General features: G+C 57.5%; 12 protein-coding genes. 9 read left to right on the top strand and 3 right to left on the bottom strand.

The window, feature by feature from the left end; translation table 11 throughout:
- The first annotated feature begins 11 nt into the window (after window positions 1-11).
- Window positions 12-809 carry an exodeoxyribonuclease III gene (gene xth, locus Abin_RS10400; RefSeq protein ID WP_048847046.1) on the top strand — a complete coding sequence of 266 codons (798 nt, stop codon included), beginning with the start codon at window positions 12-14 and terminating at the stop codon, window positions 807-809.
- Between the two features lie 153 nt (window positions 810-962).
- Here the strand turns inward: xth and Abin_RS10395 are convergent, their stop codons facing one another.
- Both Abin_RS10395 and Abin_RS10390 read right to left on the bottom strand, forming a co-directional pair.
- Window positions 963-5,312: a translocation/assembly module TamB domain-containing protein gene (locus Abin_RS10395; protein ID WP_048846644.1), complete on the bottom strand. Its 4,350-nt coding sequence runs from the start codon at window positions 5,310-5,312 to the stop codon at window positions 963-965.
- On the bottom strand, window positions 5,312-7,237 hold the full coding sequence (locus Abin_RS10390) for an autotransporter assembly complex protein TamA (protein WP_048847044.1): 1,926 nt from the start codon (window positions 7,235-7,237) through the stop codon (window positions 5,312-5,314). The genes Abin_RS10395 and Abin_RS10390 overlap by 1 nt, the downstream gene beginning before the upstream one ends.
- A 294-nt stretch (window positions 7,238-7,531) precedes the next feature.
- On the opposite strand from Abin_RS10390, the gene Abin_RS10385 reads away from it, so the two are divergent.
- The 8 genes from Abin_RS10385 (at window position 7,532) to Abin_RS10350 (ending at window position 18,795) form a co-directional block, all read left to right on the top strand.
- Window positions 7,532-8,611, top strand: a complete 1,080-nt coding sequence (locus Abin_RS10385; protein WP_048846642.1) for a lysophospholipid acyltransferase family protein — start codon at window positions 7,532-7,534, stop codon at window positions 8,609-8,611.
- Window positions 8,612-8,773: 162 nt separating this feature from the next.
- On the top strand, window positions 8,774-10,192 hold the full coding sequence (gene miaB / locus Abin_RS10380) for a tRNA (N6-isopentenyl adenosine(37)-C2)-methylthiotransferase MiaB (RefSeq protein ID WP_048846640.1): 1,419 nt from the start codon (window positions 8,774-8,776) through the stop codon (window positions 10,190-10,192).
- Window positions 10,189-11,298: a PhoH family protein gene (locus Abin_RS10375; RefSeq protein WP_084593592.1), complete on the top strand. Its 1,110-nt coding sequence runs from the start codon at window positions 10,189-10,191 to the stop codon at window positions 11,296-11,298. Before miaB ends, Abin_RS10375 begins: the two co-directional genes overlap by 4 nt.
- Complete coding sequence (gene ybeY, locus Abin_RS10370) at window positions 11,282-11,821, top strand: rRNA maturation RNase YbeY (RefSeq protein WP_048846638.1); 540 nt, start codon at window positions 11,282-11,284, stop codon at window positions 11,819-11,821. Before Abin_RS10375 ends, ybeY begins: the two co-directional genes overlap by 17 nt.
- Window positions 11,818-12,747: a hemolysin family protein gene (locus Abin_RS10365; protein ID WP_048847040.1), complete on the top strand. Its 930-nt coding sequence runs from the start codon at window positions 11,818-11,820 to the stop codon at window positions 12,745-12,747. The genes ybeY and Abin_RS10365 overlap by 4 nt, the downstream gene beginning before the upstream one ends.
- An 84-nt stretch (window positions 12,748-12,831) precedes the next feature.
- Window positions 12,832-13,455: a thioredoxin domain-containing protein gene (locus Abin_RS10360; protein WP_048847038.1), complete on the top strand. Its 624-nt coding sequence runs from the start codon at window positions 12,832-12,834 to the stop codon at window positions 13,453-13,455.
- Window positions 13,456-13,496: 41 nt separating this feature from the next.
- Window positions 13,497-18,050, top strand: coding sequence for an AAA family ATPase (locus Abin_RS10355; RefSeq protein WP_048846636.1), 4,554 nt, complete (start codon window positions 13,497-13,499; stop codon window positions 18,048-18,050).
- On the top strand, window positions 18,037-18,795 hold the full coding sequence (locus tag Abin_RS10350) for a hypothetical protein (protein ID WP_048846634.1): 759 nt from the start codon (window positions 18,037-18,039) through the stop codon (window positions 18,793-18,795). Before Abin_RS10355 ends, Abin_RS10350 begins: the two co-directional genes overlap by 14 nt.
- Before the next feature lie 165 nt (window positions 18,796-18,960).
- Here the strand turns inward: Abin_RS10350 and Abin_RS10345 are convergent, their stop codons facing one another.
- Window positions 18,961-20,478, bottom strand: a complete 1,518-nt coding sequence (locus Abin_RS10345; protein ID WP_048846631.1) for a succinate CoA transferase — start codon at window positions 20,476-20,478, stop codon at window positions 18,961-18,963.
- Between the last annotated feature and the right edge of the window lie 13 nt (window positions 20,479-20,491).

Raw genomic sequence — 20,491 nt, 5'->3', positions numbered from 1 at the left:
ATGCCCTGCCCATGCGACTTGTGACCTGGAACATCAACTCCCTCCGCCTGCGTCTGCCCAGCCTTGAAAAACTGGCAGCGCATCTGCTGCCAGATATCATCTGCCTGCAGGAAACCAAGGTGCCTGATCCCCTCTTCCCGGCTGATGCAGTCCGGGCAATGGGCTACGAACACCTGCACTACAAAGGCATGAAGAGCTATAACGGCGTGGCTATTCTTTCACGCCATCCGGTCACCCCGCTGGAACAACTGCCTGACTGGCACGGCAAGGAAGACTGTCGGCATGTCGGGGCGCTGGTGCATCTGCCAAGCGGCCCGCTTGAACTGCACGATTTCTACGTGCCCGCAGGGGGCGATATTCCAGATATCGAAACCAACCCAAAGTTTGCCCACAAACTCGCGTTTGTGGAGGAAGTGACAGAGTGGTTCACCACCCGCAAACGCGAACGCAGCGTTCTGGTGGGAGACTTCAACATTGCCCCGTTGGAACATGACGTTTGGAGCCACAAACAACTTCTGAACGTTGTCAGTCACACGCCCCCTGAAACCGAGCGTCTGACAAAGTGGCTGGATGTCGGTTTTGTTGATGCCATGCGTCACTTTATCCCGGCAGATGAAAAGCTTTATACATGGTGGTCTTATCGGAATCAGGACTGGAAAAAGTCCAACCGTGGCCGTCGCCTGGATCATGTATGGGTCACGCCCGATCTGGTCGCAGACTTAAGCGGCATGACCGTGGTGCGCGAAGCCCGCGATTGGGAAAAACCATCTGACCATGTGCCCGTAGTGGTCGATTTCAGCTTCTCATAATGGGGCGCACGGTCGCTGAACTACCTCTGCTGGGCTAACGAAAGATTATCCCGGCATTAGCCATTTCTGCCCAAAAGCGGGGAGAAACAATGAGCACGCGCTCAAGAAAACATGCTCTTGCTAGACGTTATTAGGGCTTACGTTAATCAAGCCTTAATAACGGTGCTGCCACAGCAAGCCGATACTGCTGCCCGGATCGTTCTCTGGTGTTGTAAAGCCGGTCACATTCCCCCCAGTGCCCACCGTCGTGTTGAGTTTCAGGTTTTTCATCAGATCAACCTGAACCTGCGCCTGCGTGCCAGAGCCTGATGTGGCCTGTTTGGCCCCCACATACACGCCTTTCATCACGTATTTCCCGGCTTCAACGGTCGTGCCGCCGTTACCCACCCCAGACCCGCCACCAATAGCCAGACGGTCAAGGTGCAGGGTTTTGCGCAAAGTGCCCATTGGGTCAAAAGTAGTCATGCCGGTTAAGGTTGCCAAAGCCGTCCCCAACTCCACCATCTGGGTCGAGGACAGAGAATGCGCGTCCGTGCCAAACAGCAGCATGGCCAGCACCTGATCCTGCGGCAGCGGCGGGTTAGAAACAAAGCTGATCTTGGGCGCGCTGGCATAGCCACCTACCTTCAGCATGGCGGTCTGGCCGCTTACAACACGGTCTGCTTCAAAGTCGAGTGTGGGGTCCAACTTGTGGCTTACGCCGCTTCCGTCAAACGCCACACGTCCTTTGGTGAAGTTGAGCGAGATACCGGCCAGATCAAAATTACCACGCTTGAGGTCAAACCCACCGCTGACCAATGGGGCCTGGGATGTACCCTTGACCTTCAGCTTGCCTGCCATTTCTGCATCAAGCCCATGTCCACGGACATAGAATTTGCCCGGCGAGGTCACGCTGAGATCAAGATTGATGACAGCGGCTTTGGTATTGGCTTCTGCTGCTTTTTTGTCCGGAACCTTGTCACCGGGACGAATGACATCCAGTTGGGCTACAGACGACGGCATGGAGTTGGGAATGTTGATTTCCACACGCGGTAGATCAATACCGCCCACAACATCCATGCGTGTGCTCACCTGCCCACGGATGGCAATGTCAGCATTCATGATGGCCGTCAGCAGATCACTTGAAATCGGACGGGCATTTTTAGCCGTTATGTGCATGTCTATGGGCATGCCGGGGGCCATGACCCCCACAGACCCACTGACGCCCAATGAGCCATCACCTGCCTTCGCCGTCAGGTTTTGTATCAGGACGCTGTCACGTGCGCCCACAACCCGACCGTTGATGTCGGCCAGATGCACACCTTGTGCAAAATCCTGAAAATCTGCGTCGTGCAGATCAACCGTGCCGGTCACATTTGGCGCAGCCAGAGTACCAGCAACCTGCATGGCAAGCTGAACCTGTCCCTTGGCCTGTCGCGCCTGTGCCCCCAGCACACCATTGGCAATCGCCAGATCAAGATGCCCATCTGTCCGCAGATTGATCGGCCCTGTTTTTGCGAGCGGAGCCGTCCCTGCCACAGTCAAAGCCAGTTTGGGCCCGGCGGCGGCTTTCACATTCACCTTGGCCGACGTGCCTGCCAGATCAGCCAGAGCATCCACATTCAGAGCGGGGATTGACGCCATGGCTGTGCTGCCCTCCAGCCGCAGGCCATGCCCAACCAGATGTGCCTGCCCGGTTGGCCGCTCCATGCTGCCAGCCACCTTGGCCTGTAAGGACAAATCACCCTGCGCATGCAGATCTGGCGCAAAAGGCCGAGCCAAAGCTGGCGTTACATTGCGGATATCTGCCGTAACCGACAAAGTGGGCTTCATACGCCCGGCAACGTCAATTGTCGCAGGTTGCGCGCCGCGTGTAATCAGGGTGGCCCGCAGCCGGTCTACACCCATTGTCTCCCCAAATGAGACAAGTGCTGGGGCCAGCAGTTTCAGGCTTTCTTCCTTGGCTGTCGCCGTCAGCTTCTGCACTTTGACCTGCTTGGCAGGCAAATCAAGCACAGCGGCGGTATCCAGCATCAACGGGCTACCAGACCAGCTTGCCGGGCCAACCTGCGCCGTCAGCGCCATGGCGTTATCCGGCCCTTTGGCCGTCACACGCGCTTGCCCGGTTACACCTCCAGCAGAAAGACCTGCCAGCTTCAAGGTCAGATCCGGGCTGGGATGAGCTGCCGGGTCACGCACTGTACCTGCGAGAGACAAAGACCCGACTTTTGCCTGCGCCGTGGCAACATTGCCGTCCAGTTTAAGGGAAACCTGCGGCTTTCCCTCAACTTGTGTTGTCTGAACGGAGGCAGTAAGCGCGCCTGCAATCTGCTGACCAATCAGATTGCGGAAGTCAGCCAAACGGCCAATTTTCAGGCTCAGATTTCCAAGCGGCACCACTTCACCCTGTGGCAGGGATAACGCTCCCTCACCCTGAACGCTGTTCCAAGACAGCTTTTTCAGGTCAATCTGACGGGCACCTTTTTCATCCTGAGCAAAGGCGGCATTCAGCAATAATGGCGCTTTATCGACCGAGCCATGTGCATCAAGTGTACCTGCCGGTGCGGAGGGCAGATGCTCCAAAGCGGCATCAAGCACAACCGGGCCACGCGGCATTGTTGCGGTGCCGGGGTCTCCCTCAAGATGCAAGGTTGCAGCAAAATCCTGCATCAGCCCCTTTGCATTCAGGGCCAGCGTCAGGCCACCCCGGAGTGTGGGCAGCGCCTTGCTCAGGTCAGGCAGAGCAAGGGTCGAGGCCACATCCATATCGCGCCCGGTATTGACCTGCCCATGCGCAGCCAGATGCAGCGCCTGACCATCAACTGCCAGTTTGGTGATATCGACTTGCTGCCCACCTGAAGAGGCCTGCGCCGCCACTTTCACCGGTGCCGGAGAGGTTTTACCGCCGTTTTCTGCCGTAGGCTGCGCACTCGGGAGGCTTTTTGTTGGCGCAGTCTGATGGTTTTCAGCCGTTTCCTTCGCAGGTTGGGCCACGCTTGCTTCTTTGCTGGGCGCTAGCGGACGAAGGGTCGTCACAAGCGAGAACGTGCCCTTCGGGCCAATCAGCCCGACTGCCTGCGGCTGGCCACCCGTGATGGCCAACGTGCCATCAGCACTGACATGGGTGTCGCCCTCTGGCTTGGCGGGTAGATCGAACTTGGCGTTCAGACCCATCTGGCCTTGCAGGGGCGTGTTCCCCATCTGGCCGAATGGTCGCAGGTCAGCCAGCGTCAAGGCCAAGGTGCCCCGTTGCGGTGCCGCCGTCTGCACGTTGCCTGTCAGATGCAACAGCGGATGTGATACATCCAGCACCAAAGGCTTTCCCGCTTCCTGCGGGGCAAGTTTGGCATCCAACTGAAGCGGGGCACTCGCCAGCAGGGTTGGCGCAGAACCGGGCAGACGAATTCCGTCAGCCGTCATGACCAGGTGCAACAGATCGGCCACGCCGGGACGACCGCTCTGCCCGTCAAATGTAGCTTTAAGAGAACCCACACCCGCGCCCGAAGCCGACAGTCGATCAATCTGTAAACTGCCAGTGCCATCCGGCTGCGTCATCTTGCCTTTTAGCTGGGCCACCAGATGAATCGCATCCCACCCCAGATCAGGCCGCAGGGCCATTTTCGGCGCATCAAGCTGTGCAGTCAGGCTACCAAGTTTTTCGCCTAACAGATCAAGCACGCCATTGGCTTTAGCGGTAATTGACCCCGCCCCAGCAGAAAATGCCAGAACGGCCGCGTTAGTAGGCCCTTTGATATCCAGAGAAAGCGCTAAAGGTGTCAGTTGCGACATTTGCAGCTTGGAGGCTGCAAACCCGTCATTCCCTTCTTTGGCATCCAGATGCAGGCCCAGCTTGCCACCTCCTGTGGTGGTTGCCAGATCAATCAGGCCCTCCGCATCAAGCCGCTTTACGGTCAGCGCAATGTCAGATTTCGGCAACGATGGCAGCGTCAGCCCATTCATGACGGGGTCAATAGAGGAAAGACGCCCATGACCACCAAGGGAGAAGCTAGCAGGCACCCCCGCTAACGGAGCCCCGACATCAATACGCTTCACAGCCAGCTTCTGAATATCAATACCGATACCCAGATTGGATTTGCTGTTTGACGGGGTCGAAGGCGCAGCCGTGCTGTCTGACACAGGCAAGCGCGGAATAGCCAACTGATCAGCCGTGATGGCGTAAATACGCGCCGTCCGCGCAACCAGACTAAGCGGGGACCAGTTCAGGTCAATATTGGTCAGGGACAGCCAGACACCCTGTTTGTCTTTCAGGGCAATTGAGTCCAGATGAAACTTGTCAGGAAACCGCCCGGTAAGCCCGGTAATATTGACCATGCCGCCCGTCAGCGCCGTGGTCTGCTGCATTAATACCCTGCGGCCCGGCCCCGTATTTGCCCCGACCAGAATAACACCCACGGCCAACCCGGCCACACCTGCCAGAACACCAACCGTTAACCCAGCAATACGGCCTGTACGGCGCAGAACAGAACGGCGGCGCGGTGCTGTATCCTCGTCATGCGCCGCCATCAGAATGTTTCTCCAAGCCCAATATACAGATCCCACTTATCACCGCGTGGGGCACGGTTTAGCGGTACGGCAACGTCTATCCGCACCGGCCCGATAGGCGTGTAATAACGCACACCGCCACCGGCACCGACCCGCAACGTGCCGGTAAAGGGCGAACTGCTGCTGCCAACCTGCCCGGCATCGACAAACCCGGCCATGCCGAAGCTTTTGAACAGCCGCTGACGGTATTCAATCGTCCCCGCATCCAGTGACGTGCCACCAATAGCGTAGCGTGTGCGGCCATATTGCGGCCCAACGCCCTGCCAACGATACCCGCGCACCGTTGCACTACCACCAGCATACAGGCGCTGGTCAGGCGGAATGTCATAGGTCGTCGCACCCTGAATACTGCCAACCGTGCCACGAATAGCCAGAATACTGCGCCCCGGCTTGCTGATGCCCAGATGTTTGAGGTCAAAATAGTAAGACGCCGTCGCATTCATAATGGCGAAGAAAGACGTCCCGCTGCCTTTGTTTCCCAGTGAGATTGAGGGCGCCACGTTCACGTTGGCCCTGATGCCATGTGTGGCAGGCTCAATCGGGTTACCAAGCCCCGTATTATCAAAGGTCGCCCCCAATGGAATGGAGCCAATGGTGTAATCGCGAGTCACGCCAAACTGTTCAATCTCTTCCTGCTCGCCAGAAACGCCGAAGTTCACGTTCCAATATTTGCCAATCTGGCGCGTCAGCCCGGCACGAACCAGAATGGCTGTCTGACGGTATGACCAGAACAACTGCCGCAGCCCTTCAACACGCACACTCAGATTCTGCTTGCGGCTATAAAAGCCGGGCTTGAAGAAATCAGCGTACACGTCATAGCCCAGCCCTTGCTGGGCGGACCCACCAAGCCCGGTAACCAGTGCAGTCAGCTTCAAGCGTTCAGCATTGCCCAGCAGGTTATAATGAGTCCAGGTTACACCCCCACGCACACCCAGATCTGTTGAATAGCCCGCTTCGGCCCCAATAGCCCTGCGCTTGGCTTCCTTGAATGTAAAATCCAGCGGCATGGTGCCGTTTACCGGCTCGGTCGAGCCATCCTTCACGCCCACATTTGAAAAAACACCAAGCCCGGACAGATCCTGCCGCGCGGCATCAATTTTGGAGGGCTGGTAAAGCTGCCCTTCCTTGACGGTGAGTTGCCGACGCACAAACGGTTCATGCACACGTTTGAGCCCGGAAATATCAATTGCCCCGATATTCAGTACCGGGCCGGGCGTCACTGGATAAACTACATCAAGTGTGCGGGTTTGTGGACGCAGATAGGCTTGGGGCTTTTCAACCTTTGCCAAGGCATGACCATCTTCACGAAGGGCATCTAACAGTGTGCCGCCTGCACCAAGCACGGTTTCCGCAACAGCGGTATCACCCGGCTTCAGGGTAAAAGCGGCTTTTTGCTTGGGTGTCAGGTCAACAACGCCATTGTTCTTATCGTCAACCAGTTTGACTGAGCCAATGTGATAAAGTGGCCCCTTCTCAACCGAAATATCGGCTGTGATTTTTTCTTTATCCGGCACGGATTCAATCCAGCTTGAAAGTGCTGGCGACAGGCCGTCCATCTGCACCGCATCCTTGCTTTTGTCGCGATGCAGCGTGATTTTTACCGTGCCTTCGTAATAGCCATAACTTTCCAACGCGGTTTTCAGGCGGTCATAGTCGTTTCTGATACGGCCAGATAATGCAAACGGCCCCACGGCGTGCGTTGCCTGAAGGCTCAACAGGTCAGAGGACGATTTCAGCGCAGCATCTAGATCGGCCTGCCCGGTCGGTTTCAGGTTTGTCACATAAGCCTGCGATTCAGCGGCAAGGGCCCAGCCACCCGCAGCGACGCTCCACAACGAAAAACCGGCAACAACACGATTCGCCGTCAGCACGAGTCCGTTCAGGATGCCTTTTCCGCTCACCCTCACCCGTTTTGTTCCGCCTGTGGTTGCACCGATCTTACCGCTTTCCTGCCCGTGTTTTTTAAAGGTCTGCTTTGCTCCATGCCGCATCACCATGACCAAAATACGGTCAATCAGGCACAACATGAAGGGATATTTACTCTTTCTTTCCTTCTGCCACCTCAGCCACGGAATGCGAAGCAAGATTGTCCAGCCGCACAACTTCGCGTTATGAGGGCGTATGGTTTCTCATTCCTGTCGCCAGAGTAAAGCCTGCCAGCCCAAGGCAGTGGCAAGAACATGACCCGCGCCCGCCCGGCCCCGCAGCGGCCGTCCGCTACAGATAACCTGACAAAACCGGACAGGTTCTCGCCTCTCCCTGCGTGGATGGAACGTCTCTGCACGTTGTCTGCACAGATCCGTGGCGGTATCCGCCTTGGCGGGATTCTGTTCTGGGTGCCGCTTTCCGTCGGGTTTGAAGCCTGCCTTCTGGTTGTGCCCGGCACCGCAAAAATAAGATGGACGCGTGTTATCTGGGGCGGCCTGTGCAAGCTGCTGGGCGTCAATATCCGTGTGGTTGGCAAACGGGTTGGCACCGTGGGTGGCCTGAAAGCCCGTCAGCGGGGCGAACGGCCTGTCATTTATATTTCCAACCATTGCTCCTGGCTGGATGTTCCTATTCTGGGCACCCTTCTGCCATCAGTCTTTGTTGCGAAGGGTGATATTGAAAACTGGCCGGTCATGGGGCTGGTCTCCAAAATTGGTCGAACCATTTTTGTCAGCCGCCAGCGCAGCACAACGGGCCGCGAGCGCGATGAAATGATTCGCCGCATGGTTGGCGGTGACAACCTCATCCTCTTCCCCGAGGGCACATCGTCCGACGGTTCCCGCGTGTTACCGTTCATGTCTGCCTTTTTTGCCATCGCCAAGCTGCCTAAGCTGCGTGACGGCATGGACCCGGCCCTGCTGCCAGTCAGTTACGAACCGGGCATGACACCCCTGATCCAACCCATTTCCATTTCCTATGACAAACTGGAAGGCCTGCCCGTGCAGCGCCTGCGTCGGCCAGTGTTTTCATGGTATGGAGACATGGATCTGGGGCCGCACCTTTGGCAGATGGTGCAGTGGAAATCGCTTCAGGCCGCCGTGATTTTCCATGAACCGCTTGACCCTGACCTTTTCCCCAGCAGAAAGGCGCTTGCGCAGGCTGCATGGCATGCCGTGGCGCAGGGAGCCGCAGAACTCCGCCAGAATGAACCCGGCACCATCCAGCCCGGACGCTTCGACGCCGCCGAGTTGCCGTGCAACAAACCGGGAGCAACAAAACGCTTGCTTGACAGAGTGGCCTCAGTTTTTGCTTCATACAGACAGAGGCGCTGAAAACACGGGAACGGTTCCGTATTTTCAAGACATCCGCCCTGTTAAGGAGGCCTGCTCTGCCAGCTTTCAGGATACAGGACCACGCCATGAATACACATGATGTGAGAAAAGAGGCTTGACCTCAGGCTCTGTCCGCCTGATTTCCTCCTCCTGCCGCACGGAATGGGCCTGCGGCATGCCGGAGCCCCTGCCATCATGACTGTATCAAACGCCCCGTCTTCCTCTCGCCGAGGCCTGCATGTCATCACATGGGGCTGCCAGATGAACGTGTATGACAGCGCCAGAATGAGCGACGTGCTGCGCCCGCTGGGCTACCAGCCGGTCGATCTTCCTGACAGCGCGGATATGATTATTCTGAACACCTGCCACATTCGCGACAAAGCGGCAGAGAAAGTGTTCTCCGAACTCGGCCGTCTGCGCAAAATCAAGGAAGCGCGGAAAGAAAACGGCGAGCAGACCATTATTGCCGTCGCAGGCTGTGTGGCGCAGGCCGAAGGGCAGGAAATCCTGACCCGCGCCCCCTATGTTGATATTGTGCTTGGCCCGCAGACCTATCACCGTCTGCCTGAAATGGTGGCCCGTGCGGCCCGTGCAGGCGGTGCTGTGATTGATACGGAATTCCCGGCAGAGCAGAAATTTGATTTTCTGCCCGATACCGCCGCCCCCCAGACGCCGGGCAACTACACCGCTTTTCTGACCATTCAGGAAGGGTGCGACAAATTCTGCTCCTTCTGCGTGGTGCCTTATACCCGTGGTGCTGAAAGCAGCCGTTCCGTCGCGTCCGTTCTGGCGGAAGCCCAGCGTATGGCTGATAGCGGTGTGCGGGAAATCTGCCTGCTGGGTCAGAACGTGAACGCCTATCACGGTGAAGGCCCTGATGGGCAGGTGTGGACGCTGGCCCGTCTGGCGGCCACACTGGCTGACATACCGGGTATCCTGCGTATCCGATACATGACCTCGCACCCACGAGACATGGATGACAGCCTGATTACTGCGCACCGTGATCTGCCTGCCCTGATGCCATTCCTGCATCTGCCGGTTCAGGCAGGCTCTGACCGTATTCTGCAAGCCATGAACCGTGGCCATACCGCAGATGACTACCGTGACATTGTGCGCCGCCTGCGTGAGGTCCGGCCAGACCTTGCTTTGTCCTCCGACTTCATTGTCGGCCATCCGGGTGAAACGGATGAGGATTTTGAAGCCACAATGCAACTGGTGCGCGATGTGCGCTTTGCGCTGGCCTATTCTTTCAAATACTCGCAGCGCCCCGGCACCCCGGCGGCAGGTGCCCCGTTCCAGGTGCCCGAGGATGTGAAGGATGCACGCCTGCAAGCGCTTCAGGCCCTGCTGCGTGAACAGCAGGATGCCTTCAATGATACGCTGGTTGGGCAGACCATTCCGGTTCTGTTCACTGGTGAGGGCCGTAAACCGGGTCAGATCACGGGGCGTTCCCCGTGGTTGCAGCCCGTGCATGTTTCCGGCCCCCGTCATCTGATCGGGCAGGAACTGCCTGTCAGAATCACTGAACGCCTGACCAATTCGTTGGGAGGCATTTTGGTAGAGGAGACCGTGTACGCTTGACCACAACACGACAGCCCCTTCCCGCTCCATCCTTTCCCTCCGTGCCGCTCGACACGGAAAAACCCGTCACATTGTTGTTTGAAAACAACACATTGCTGGCCAAACTGGTAGGAGACCATGATCGTCATTTGCGGCATCTGGAAGAAGGGCTGGAGGTTCAGGTCGCGCGACGCGGCAATCGTATTTCCATAAAAGGTGCAGCCACAGAAACGGCGCTGGCCCGTACGGCGCTGAGCACTCTTTACCAGAAACTGGCCAACGGTGGCGTGGTTGATATCAGCGCTGTCGATGCGGCCATCCGCATGACCCGACTACAGGCAACCATAAGGCAAACCGATATGCGGCCGTCTGCTTCCGATCCTGTTGCCCCTGCCTTCATTCCCACAGAAGGCCTTCCCGCCCTAAAAATGCGCCATGGCGTTATTGAACCGCGTTCGGCTGGGCAGGCAACCTACATGCAGGCGCTGGCCAGCAAGGAACTGGTTTTTGGCATTGGCCCAGCCGGCACAGGCAAAACCTATCTTGCCGTCGCACAGGCTGTCGCCATGCTTCAGGCGGGCTCAGTTGACCGGATTATCCTCTCCCGCCCGGCGGTAGAAGCAGGTGAACGTCTGGGCTTCCTGCCGGGGGATATGAAAGACAAGATCGACCCGTATCTGCGTCCCCTGTATGATGCCCTGCATGACATGCTGCCGGGTGATCAGGTGATGCGCCGCATGGCGGCGGGCGATATTGAAGTTGCCCCCTTGGCCTTCATGCGTGGCCGCACCCTGTCCCACGCCTTTGTCATTCTGGATGAAGCCCAGAACACCACTATTGCGCAGATGAAAATGTTTCTGACCCGTCTGGGCCCGGGGTCACGCATGGTTGTCACGGGTGACCTGACCCAGATTGACCTGCCATCGGGCACCACATCAGGGTTGAGGGACGCCATCGAAACGCTTGCACATGTGCGCGGTGTCACCATCTCGCGCTTTGATGCAACAGATGTTGTGCGCCACAGACTGGTCGCCCGCATAGTTGAAGCGTATGATGCGAAAGCGACGGCTAAAAGGGAGACCTCCCGCAGCAAGGGCCGTCAGGAGAACAATGGAACCGCCCAGTAGTAGTAGCCACGTTCAGGAACAGAACGTGGCTTACCAGGAAAGCTCTGTTTTTGCAGAGTCTTTCCCATCCTCCGCCTTTGACGAAGCACCCGAAGTCCTTGTTGAGGACTGGCGCTGGCGCAGCCATGTCACAGCACCCGAAAAACTGGTCTGGCGCGCGTTGGCCGCCTGCACGGATTACGGCAGGCAGCCCGGTAGCGTGGTTCTTTCCACAGATCGCGTTGTCAAACGGCTGAACGGGGTGCACCGCGGCAAACACCGCCCCACCAATGTGCTGACATTTGATCCCCCACCGGGTCTGCCGGGGGGTGATATCATTCTGGCGCTTGAAACCGTTGTGCGGGAAGCACAAAAGGCTGGCCGCCCTGTCAGCCACCATCTGGCGCATCTTATTGTTCATGGCAGCCTGCATCTGGCAGGTTATGACCACCATCACGCTGGTGAAGCGCGTGAAATGGAAATGCTGGAAGCCCGCTTGTTATCCCGGCTGGGCGTTCCCAACCCATGGAAACCGCGATCATGAGCGAATACGATTCCACGCAGGACCCTCAACAGCCCCGCAGCGGCCTGTTTTCCTTCTTCAACCGGAAGAAGAACACGCCCGGCCTGCGTAGTTCCATTGCCGCCCTTGTGCAACAGGCTGCTGATGAATCTGAAGAAACAGCCGACGGAGAAAAGCCGGAGCTTGATCGGCAGGAACGCGCGCTAATCGCTAACATCCTGCGTCTGCGCAATATTTCAGCAGATGACGTCATGGTGCCGCGTCCAGATATTGTGGCCATGTCCGTGGCAATTAGTCTGGATGACGCCCTGGCAATGATGCGGCGTGAAAACCACTCCCGCATGCCGGTCTATCGTGAGCAACTGGATGACATTGTCGGCATGATCCACGTCAAGGATCTGATTGCCTATGTCGGCACCAGTGAAGCCTTCAATCTGGAAGCGCTGCTGCGCCAGCCGCTGATGGTTGCGCCTCAAATTCCGGTGCTTGACCTGATGCTGCAAATGCGTCAGCGGCAAACCCATATGGCGCTGGTCATTGACGAATATGGCGGCATCGATGGGCTGGTTACCATTGAGGATCTGATTGAAACCATTGTCGGCGATATTTCCGACGAACATGATGAACCCGCAGCAACGCTGATTGCTGAACGCCCCGATGGGTCGTTTGATGTGGATGCCCGCTGCCCTGTTGAAGAATTTGAACGCAAGATCGGCCCGATTCTAACCCCCTCTGAAAAAGAAGCTGAAATCGAGACGATTGGCGGCCTTGTTTTCCGTATGGCAGGCCACGTCCCCACCCGCGGGGAAGTTCTGACCCATGAAAACGGCTACGTCTTCCGTGTGCTGGATGCGGATGCACGGCACATCCGCCGCGTAAGGTTGCGAAAGCTACCAAACGCACCGGAAACGCCTGCAAGCAGCAGTCAGAACACAGCGCAAGAATAAAGAACGGGTTGACGGCAGCATGGTTCTGCCGTCATGCCTATTTTTCTTGGATTAGTCCCAACCAGTCACGGAGCCCGGATTTCCATGGCCTTTTCTCGCCGCTCACTTCTTGTCACCGCAGGCACAGCACTTATCAGCAGTGCGGCTGGTGGTTTGGCACACGCCCAGAGCACAGGCACGGATCCGCGCATGACCCCGCGTGAACTTGGCAACCCGAATGCCAAGATTGTGGTTGAAGAATGGTTCTCCCTGACCTGCATCCACTGCGCCCATTTCGCAGAAAATACCTTTCCGCTGGTCAAGAAAAACCTGATTGATACGGGCAAAATCCGCTACGTCTTCCATGATTTCCCGACCGATCAGCTTGCAACGGTTGCCGCCATGGTGGCACGCACCCTGCCGCCCGAACGGTATGAAGCTTTTGCGGTCTCCCTGCTGTCCAGCCTTGACCGTTGGGCTTACAACCAGAGCGCACCGCCACTCGAATCCCTGAAGAAAATGGCTGCCTTTGCAGGTATGCCGGGTGATACGTTTGATAAAACGGTAGCCGACCAGCAGTTGATGCAATTCATCCTGACGCAACAGACAGACGCACAGGATAAATACCACTTCGATTCCACACCGACCTTCCGGTTTAATAACAAGGTCCAGGTTTCAAACGACATGGACTACGAAACCTTTGCAAAACATGTGACGGAAGCCAGCTAACAGCGGCAACGCCCTATAGCTGCCCCCTGTTTCAGGTTTAAATGACAGTTCGTTTCGTCCGTTTGCGGATTGCTGGCTTCAAAAGCTTTGCTGATCCTGTAACCGTGGAAATCCTGCCCGGTCTTACCGGTATTGTGGGGCCAAACGGCTGCGGAAAATCCAACGTTGTTGAAGCCCTGCGCTGGGTGATGGGCGAATCTTCCGCCCGCTCCCTGCGTGGTGGTGAGCTTGATGATCTGATTTTTGCTGGCACCACAGGGCGCGCCGCACGTTCCCTCGCAGAAGTCACGGTTACGCTGGAAGGCACCAAAGGTCTCGGCCCTGCTGCCTTTGCTGATCTGGACGAACTTCAGATCAGCCGCCGTGCAGAACGTGGCTCAGGCAGTGATTACCGCATCAACGGCAAAACGGTCCGCGCCCGTGACGTGCAGACCCTGTTTGCTGACCTTGCTTCTGGCGCACGCTCTTCCGCCATGGTCAGTCAGGGCCGCGTGGCCATGCTGGTGGGCGCACGGCCCGAAGAACGCCGCAGCATTCTGGAAGAAGCAGCCGGCATCACAGGGCTTCACGCCCGTCGGCATGAAGCAGAACTGAAACTGCGTGCCACCGAAAACAACCTGACCCGTGCAGAAGACCTACGCCAGCAACTGGCCACGCGGTTGGATGGTCTGGCCGAACAGTCAAAGGAAGCAGGACGCTACCGCGAAATCTCGGCCGCCTTGCGCGAGTCAGAAACGGAATTGCTGGCCGTGTTGCACGCACGGGCACGACTGGCGGTTGAACGCGCGATTGATCTGGCCGCCCGTGCCCGCACAACCCTGACAGAGCATGAGGAGGCGGCTGAAACCGCTGTTATTGGCGAATTTGAAGCCAATCAGGCCCTGCCCGCCATTCGGGAAAAAGCTGATACCGCCCGCACCATTCTGGAACGTTGCCGCGTCACGGCTGAAGGGATGGCGCGTGAGGAACAACGCGCCACAGCACAGGCACAGGCAGCGACTGAACGGCTGAGCCAACACGAAGCCGACTTCACAGCGGCCCAGACCCGTGCGGATGATGCCGAAGCAACGCTAGAACGCCTTAAAACCGAGCAAGCGGAGGCGGAAGCCGCCACAACGTCTCTGCCATCTCGCATGGCCGAGGCTGAAGCCCAACAGACCAAGCTGACGGCAGATCTGGCTGAAGCAGATCAGACGCTGAGTCGTCTGACGGAAGCTCTGACCACAGCACGCGCCCGTCGAGACCGTGCCACGGAAGAGCTGGAGACAGCCAAAGCGCTCCACGCCCGCACAACAGAGGCCGTGACAGCCCTCCAGACTGAACTGGACGGCCTGCAAAGCCGTATGCCATCGGATGAGGCGCAGGCTGCGGCAGAAAATGCTGTAGACGTCGCGACCAAGGCACAAGCGGCTGCCCGTATAACGCTTGAAGACGCTGAGCGCACACGGTCCCAAGCGAGTGTTGCGTTATCTATTGCCAAAAATGATGCAGAAAATGCGCGTCAGACACAGGCTGAAGCAACCAAGGCATTAGAAAGAGCCCGTTCTCGGCTGGCGACGTTGCGCAATGATCTGGCGCAGCTTGAAAAGCGGCACGCTGAAACCAATGCCTCCTTGCTTCAGGACGACGCTCTTCAGACGCTCCGCACTAAAGCAGCCGAGGCCAGCACAAGCCATCAGGTCGCAGCGCGCATACTGGAAGAAAGCGAAGCCCAAAGACGGACATCCAGTACAGCCCTGACCGAGGCCAGCCGTAATTTTCAGGCTGATGAAGCCCAGCGCAAAAACGTTGCCGAGGCAAAGCGGGCGGCCGAAACAGCCTTGCAAAGAGCACAGCAGGAAGAAGCAACGCTGACCCGTGGCCTGGAACAGGCCATGAAAGACGCTTTGTCCGATTCAATTTTGCAGGAAGCGCAGCAGAAACGCGCAACGCTTGAAGCCGATCTACAAACCGTTACAGCATCTCTGAGTGATGCAGAGTCGCGTCTGACGGACCTGAAAGCCACACAGGCTGATGCTCTGGGCAAACATGATGCTCTGCGAACAGAACTGACACGCCTGAAAGCGCAGGCTGAAGGGTTGGCGCAGGCTCTGGGGCAAGATGAAGCCGCCAGTGCTGAGCCTGTTTCTGCCCAAATTGAGGTGCCCGAAGGCTATGAAGCCGCTCTGGCAGCCGCCTTGGCAGAGGGGTTGGATGCTCCGGCGGCTGATGGACAGCCACGCGGCTGGCATCTGCTCACTCATGCCTCTGGTTCGCTACCCCACCTTCCCAGTTCTGCCTCACCCCTTAAAGATCATATTAAAGCCCCGGCTGTTCTTGATCGTCTGCTTGGTTTTATCGGTCTGCTGCCTGACGGCGTAGAGGGCACGCCGCTTCAATCGACCCTGCAACCGGGCCAGAGCCTTGTTTCTCTAAAAGGCGATCTGTGGCGCTGGGACGGATTTTACACACGTGCGGGCGAGCCCGATGCCGCCACGCGCCGTCTTGGCCAACGGCGCATCCTGAAAGAAACCGAGCAGCGCATTACTGTGCTGGAACAGGATGCCCCGGCAGCAGAACAGGCCGTACGCACTGCTGTTGACGCCGTGCAGGTTCTAGAACGTCAGGCCGCAGAACACCGCAACCAGCGAGCTCGTCTTGAACAAACGCTCCAACAGGCCCGCACGCAGGAAGCCGATGTTGAGCGCCGACATGCTGCATCGCGCGCACGGCTTGATGGTCTCCGCCCCCAGCAGGAGCGTGCCGCCGGTGCCCGCGCCGATGCAGAAACCGCTCTTGCCGCCGCCAAGACCGCAAGCGATGCCCTGCCTTCGGCTGAAAGCCTGCGTACGGCTCTTGATGACGCCCGCAAACAGGACGCCGCGGCGCAGGATGCAGAACAGAAAGCTCGCTCGGCCCTTAAACTGGCAGAACAGACACTTCGTGCCGCTAACGAGGCACTGACACGGGCTGAAAATCAGCAAGCATCCGCCAGTGCCCGGCTAGAAACTCTGCTGCCTGAACGTGACCGGCTGCGCCATGACGTGGCGACGGAAGAAAACACCGTTTCCGAACTCGAAAGCCGCGTCACTGCCGCACAAGCCAACAAGCAGTTTGAAGCGGCCCTGCAAGCGGCCCAGAGTCATCAGACCGAGTCTGAAGCTGCTTTCCGCCAAGCAGAACAGGACGCCGCAACAGCCGAAAAAGCAGCGCAGCAGGCCCGTGTTACGCATCAGCAGCTTCAGCAGCAGGCGCTTGAACTCCGCTCGCGGCTCGAAGCCCTCTCACCGCGTCTTCAGGAACTCACGGCTGAAAAAGCGGAACGAGATACCCTCCTTGCGCAGGCCATAGCAGCCCTTGATGCCGCCACAGCTTCCATCCCGGAAGATGGCGAGGCTGATGTTGCATTGCATCAGGAGCAGAAAGCCGAACTCGCCACGCAGCTGGAGCAGGTGCGCGAACAGCGCGCCGCCCTGCTGGCCGAAAAATCAACACTGGCCAGTCGGCAGGCAACACTCCTCTCCAGTCTGGAAGAATGGACAGCACGCGCCACGGCGGCCCGCACGGAACTGGAACACGCCAAAATCCGGCTTGAAACAGCCCGGACTGATCATGAAACAGTCTCGGAACTCCCAGCCGAAGCAGAACGCCAGAAAAAAGATACACTGCGCGCCCTGACGGAAGCCGAAGAAAATTACGCAGCAGCAGACAAAGCGCGGGCAGACGCTGAAGCCGCTCTTGCCGCCGCGAACGAACAGCGCCGCAAAACAGAGGGCGAGCTAGCGACTGCCCGTGAAAACCTGCTAAAAGCGGAAGCCAAGAGCGAACAGGCACAGGCTATTCTTGATCAGCTTCTGACCGAAACACCCGCCCCACCGCGCCCCCCTATGGGCGACCTGACAGAAGCCGCCGAAACATCGCTCCGTCGCAAGATTGCCCGCCTGACGCGTGAGCGCGATGATATGGGGCCAGTCAACCTGCGTGCGGAAATCGAGGCTGAAGAAGCCTCAACTCACGCAAATACCTTGGCTGCAGAAATTGCAGACCTTGAAGCCGCCATAGCGCGCCTGCGTGGCTCCATTGGTGCGTTGAACAAAGAAGGCAGAGAGCGGTTAATGGCCGTTTTCACACAGGTCGATCATCATTTTCAATCGCTCTTTTCACGCATGTTCGGCGGTGGCCGGGCGCATCTCGGGCTGGTCGGCAGTGATGATCCGCTTGAAGCAGGCTTGGAAATCTACGCGCAGCCCCCAGGTAAGAAACTGGCAACACTCTCGCTGCTTTCGGGGGGTGAACAAGCTTTAACCGCTCTTTCGTTGATTTTTGCAGTCTTTCGCTGTAACCCGGCACCCGTTTGTGTGCTCGACGAAGTTGACGCACCTCTTGACGATGCCAATGTTGGACGCTTCAGTGCTCTTCTTGGCGACATGGTAACAGAAGCAGGGACTCGCTTTCTGGTTGTGACGCATCATCAATTGACAATGGCCCATATGGACCACCTTTTTGGCGTGACCATGCAGGAACGCGGTGTAAGCCGTGTTCTGTCGGTTGATCTTGCGCGTGCAGCGGCCATGGCAGGCCAGCAGGACAGGGAAACATCAGATGTCGCATCCTGAACTTACAATGGATGCCCAGAAACCACACGCCAATCCGCTCAAACGCTGCCTCGGCAAAGCTGCCTTGGCTATTGGCGTCTGTGCGTTGACTGGCTTTGGGCTCGCGTTACACCAGTCAAAAGCTTATGGCATTATGGCCCGCATCCACCACGGATTGGTGGTCTGTGCGCCCGGAACCGGCCTGAGCATGACACCCGCATCAACCGGGCTGCTTAGCGGCTCATCCTCGCCCGCCATGCTGCGGCTTGAACTGGCCACACAGGCCGATGGCCGCGTTATTGTTGTGCCCGGTTCCAATCAGTTAAGCGAAGTGCTGGCCTCATCCCGCCGCGCACATACCCTGCTGATGCTTGATCTGAATGACACCAACCCGACAGACGTTGCCCAGCTGGTGCGCAAAGCAAGAATGCGGGACCGTGTGGTGCTGGTGGCTCAGGATCATGACGGGGTTGAAGCTGCTTTGCAGGCTGATTCTGCCATGATGGTCGCCATCCCCATCAATTCCACGCGCGATGCGTATGCCGCGCACCGTATGGCCGGACATCATCCGTACGCAGCTTATCTCTCCCCCACCGCAGCGCCTGATCTATTCGCACTGGTGCACCGGGATGCAGAAGCCATCATTACGGAAAATCCAAGGTCAGCCCATTTTTCAACCGCAGAGTTTTTGGCTGAACGCCCGGTTGATATCGTGGTGACAGAACAGCCAGCGCAGTTCACACAGGCGCTGACACAGGGGAACTAATTTCCCCTCTTGCTATGCAAAGGCGAAAGTCCGCAGGCAAGCCCAGCGTATAGCTTTCTGGGCGGCACGCGTGCTGCCTCAAAACATTCCTATCGATTTCCAGAAATAAAAAATGGAGGAAGGCTTGAAGCCTTAACCTCCATTCTTGTTAGTCAGCCGAGGTAATCAGTTTGGCAGCATGCTGCCAGTTTCAACAAAACGCTGGTGCCATGCCAGAGCTTCGTTCAGCAGATGTGGCGTGTGCTTACCGAAAGACTCTTTAAGACCACGATCCAGATAATCCTGAAGCAGTGGTTTGTAGTCCGGGTGTGCACATTTGGAGATAATTTCCTGCGCACGCTTCACTGGTGACAGACCACGAAGGTCAGCCAGTCCCTGCTCAGTCACAAAAATCTGCGTATCCTGCATGATGTGATCAACATGGGCGGCCATTGGCACAATAGCGGAAATTTTTCCGCCTTTTGCTGTTGACGGTGACAGGAAGACCGACAGGTAGGAACTGCGCGCAAAGTCGCCAGACCCGCCAATGCCGTTCATCATCTTGGAACCCATCACGCGGGTAGAGTTCACGTTGCCATAAATGTCAGCTTCAATCATGCCGTTCATGGCAATACAGCCAAGGCGACGAATCACACCAGGGCTGTTGCTGACATCCTGCTGGCGCAGAATGATCTTGTTACGGAAGAAATCCATACGATTATTGATTTCTTCTGCTGCATCAGGGCTCAGCGAGAACGACGTGGCCGAAGCAACGCGCATACGGCCGGAATCCAGCATGGCCAGCATGCCGTCCTGAATGACTTCACTATAGCCCACCAGATTTTCGAATGGGCCTTCGTTCAGACCTTCCAGCACCGCGTTGGCCACGTTGCCCACACCAGACTGCAACGGCAGCAATGACGGCGGCAGACGGCCTTGCTTCACTTCATGTTCAAAGAATTCAAGCAGATGGCTGGCAATCGCTTTTGCCGTATCATCCGGTGCCGCGAAGGGCGCATTACGGTCACGATCATTGGTGCGGACGATGGCAGCAATCTTGCTTGGGTCCACTTTCAGTGAATGACCACCAATACGACCATCTGCCTTCGTCAGCGGAATGATGTCACGCGGCGGCGGGCCACTGATGTTGCCATCCCAGATGTCATGAATGCCTTCCAGCCCCGGATGCTGCCATTCATTGACTTCGATAATCACTTTTTCAGCAATATCGAGGAACGTCTGGGAGTTACCGACTGATGATGTCGGCACGATGCCACCATCTTCAGTAATAGCGGTGGCTTCAATCAGCGCGATGTCGAACTTGCCGTAGTTGCCCTGTACCGCACGGCCAGCAACCTGCCCGAGATGGTTATCGAAATAGTCGGTTTCATTTTCATTGATGCGATTCCGCATCCCGGCATCCGTATTGAACGGAGACCGGAAATAAACACCGTTGGCCTTTGCCAGAACACCATCAAGCTGCGGCCCGGTTGACGCACCCGTAATCAGGCTGATGCGATAATCTTCGCCTTTGGCGTGGGATGCTTCCATCAGGGCTGCCAGAGCTTCTGGCACGGCTTTGGGGTAGCCGGCCCCGGTAAAACCACTGGCACCAACCACGGCGCCGGGGCGAATCAATTCAGCGGCGTCTTGTGCCGGGCAAACCTTGCTACGCAGGGAGGCATTCCGAATGCGCTCTGTCATGAGAGGCTTTCCT

The sequence above is a fragment of the Acetobacter indonesiensis genome (assembly GCF_000963945.1).
GTDB classification, from domain to species: domain Bacteria; phylum Pseudomonadota; class Alphaproteobacteria; order Acetobacterales; family Acetobacteraceae; genus Acetobacter; species Acetobacter indonesiensis.
This window is presented reverse-complemented; position numbering and strand designations above follow the sequence as displayed.

Excerpts from the sequence above, each read along its gene's own strand:
- Abin_RS10385 (WP_048846642.1), top strand. The coding sequence starts at position 7,532 with ATGACCCGCGCCCGCCCGGCCCCGCAGCGGCCGTCCGCTACAGATAAC.
- Abin_RS10395 (WP_048846644.1), bottom strand. The coding sequence starts at position 5,312 with ATGGCGGCGCATGACGAGGATACAGCACCGCGCCGCCGTTCTGTTCTG.
- Abin_RS10345 (WP_048846631.1), bottom strand. The coding sequence starts at position 20,478 with ATGACAGAGCGCATTCGGAATGCCTCCCTGCGTAGCAAGGTTTGCCCG.
- ybeY (WP_048846638.1), top strand. The coding sequence starts at position 11,282 with ATGGAACCGCCCAGTAGTAGTAGCCACGTTCAGGAACAGAACGTGGCT.
- miaB (WP_048846640.1), top strand. The coding sequence starts at position 8,774 with ATGGGCCTGCGGCATGCCGGAGCCCCTGCCATCATGACTGTATCAAAC.
- Abin_RS10350 (WP_048846634.1), top strand. The coding sequence starts at position 18,037 with ATGTCGCATCCTGAACTTACAATGGATGCCCAGAAACCACACGCCAAT.
- Abin_RS10355 (WP_048846636.1), top strand. The coding sequence starts at position 13,497 with ATGACAGTTCGTTTCGTCCGTTTGCGGATTGCTGGCTTCAAAAGCTTT.
- Abin_RS10365 (WP_048847040.1), top strand. The coding sequence starts at position 11,818 with ATGAGCGAATACGATTCCACGCAGGACCCTCAACAGCCCCGCAGCGGC.
- Abin_RS10360 (WP_048847038.1), top strand. The coding sequence starts at position 12,832 with ATGGCCTTTTCTCGCCGCTCACTTCTTGTCACCGCAGGCACAGCACTT.
- xth (WP_048847046.1), top strand. The coding sequence starts at position 12 with ATGCGACTTGTGACCTGGAACATCAACTCCCTCCGCCTGCGTCTGCCC.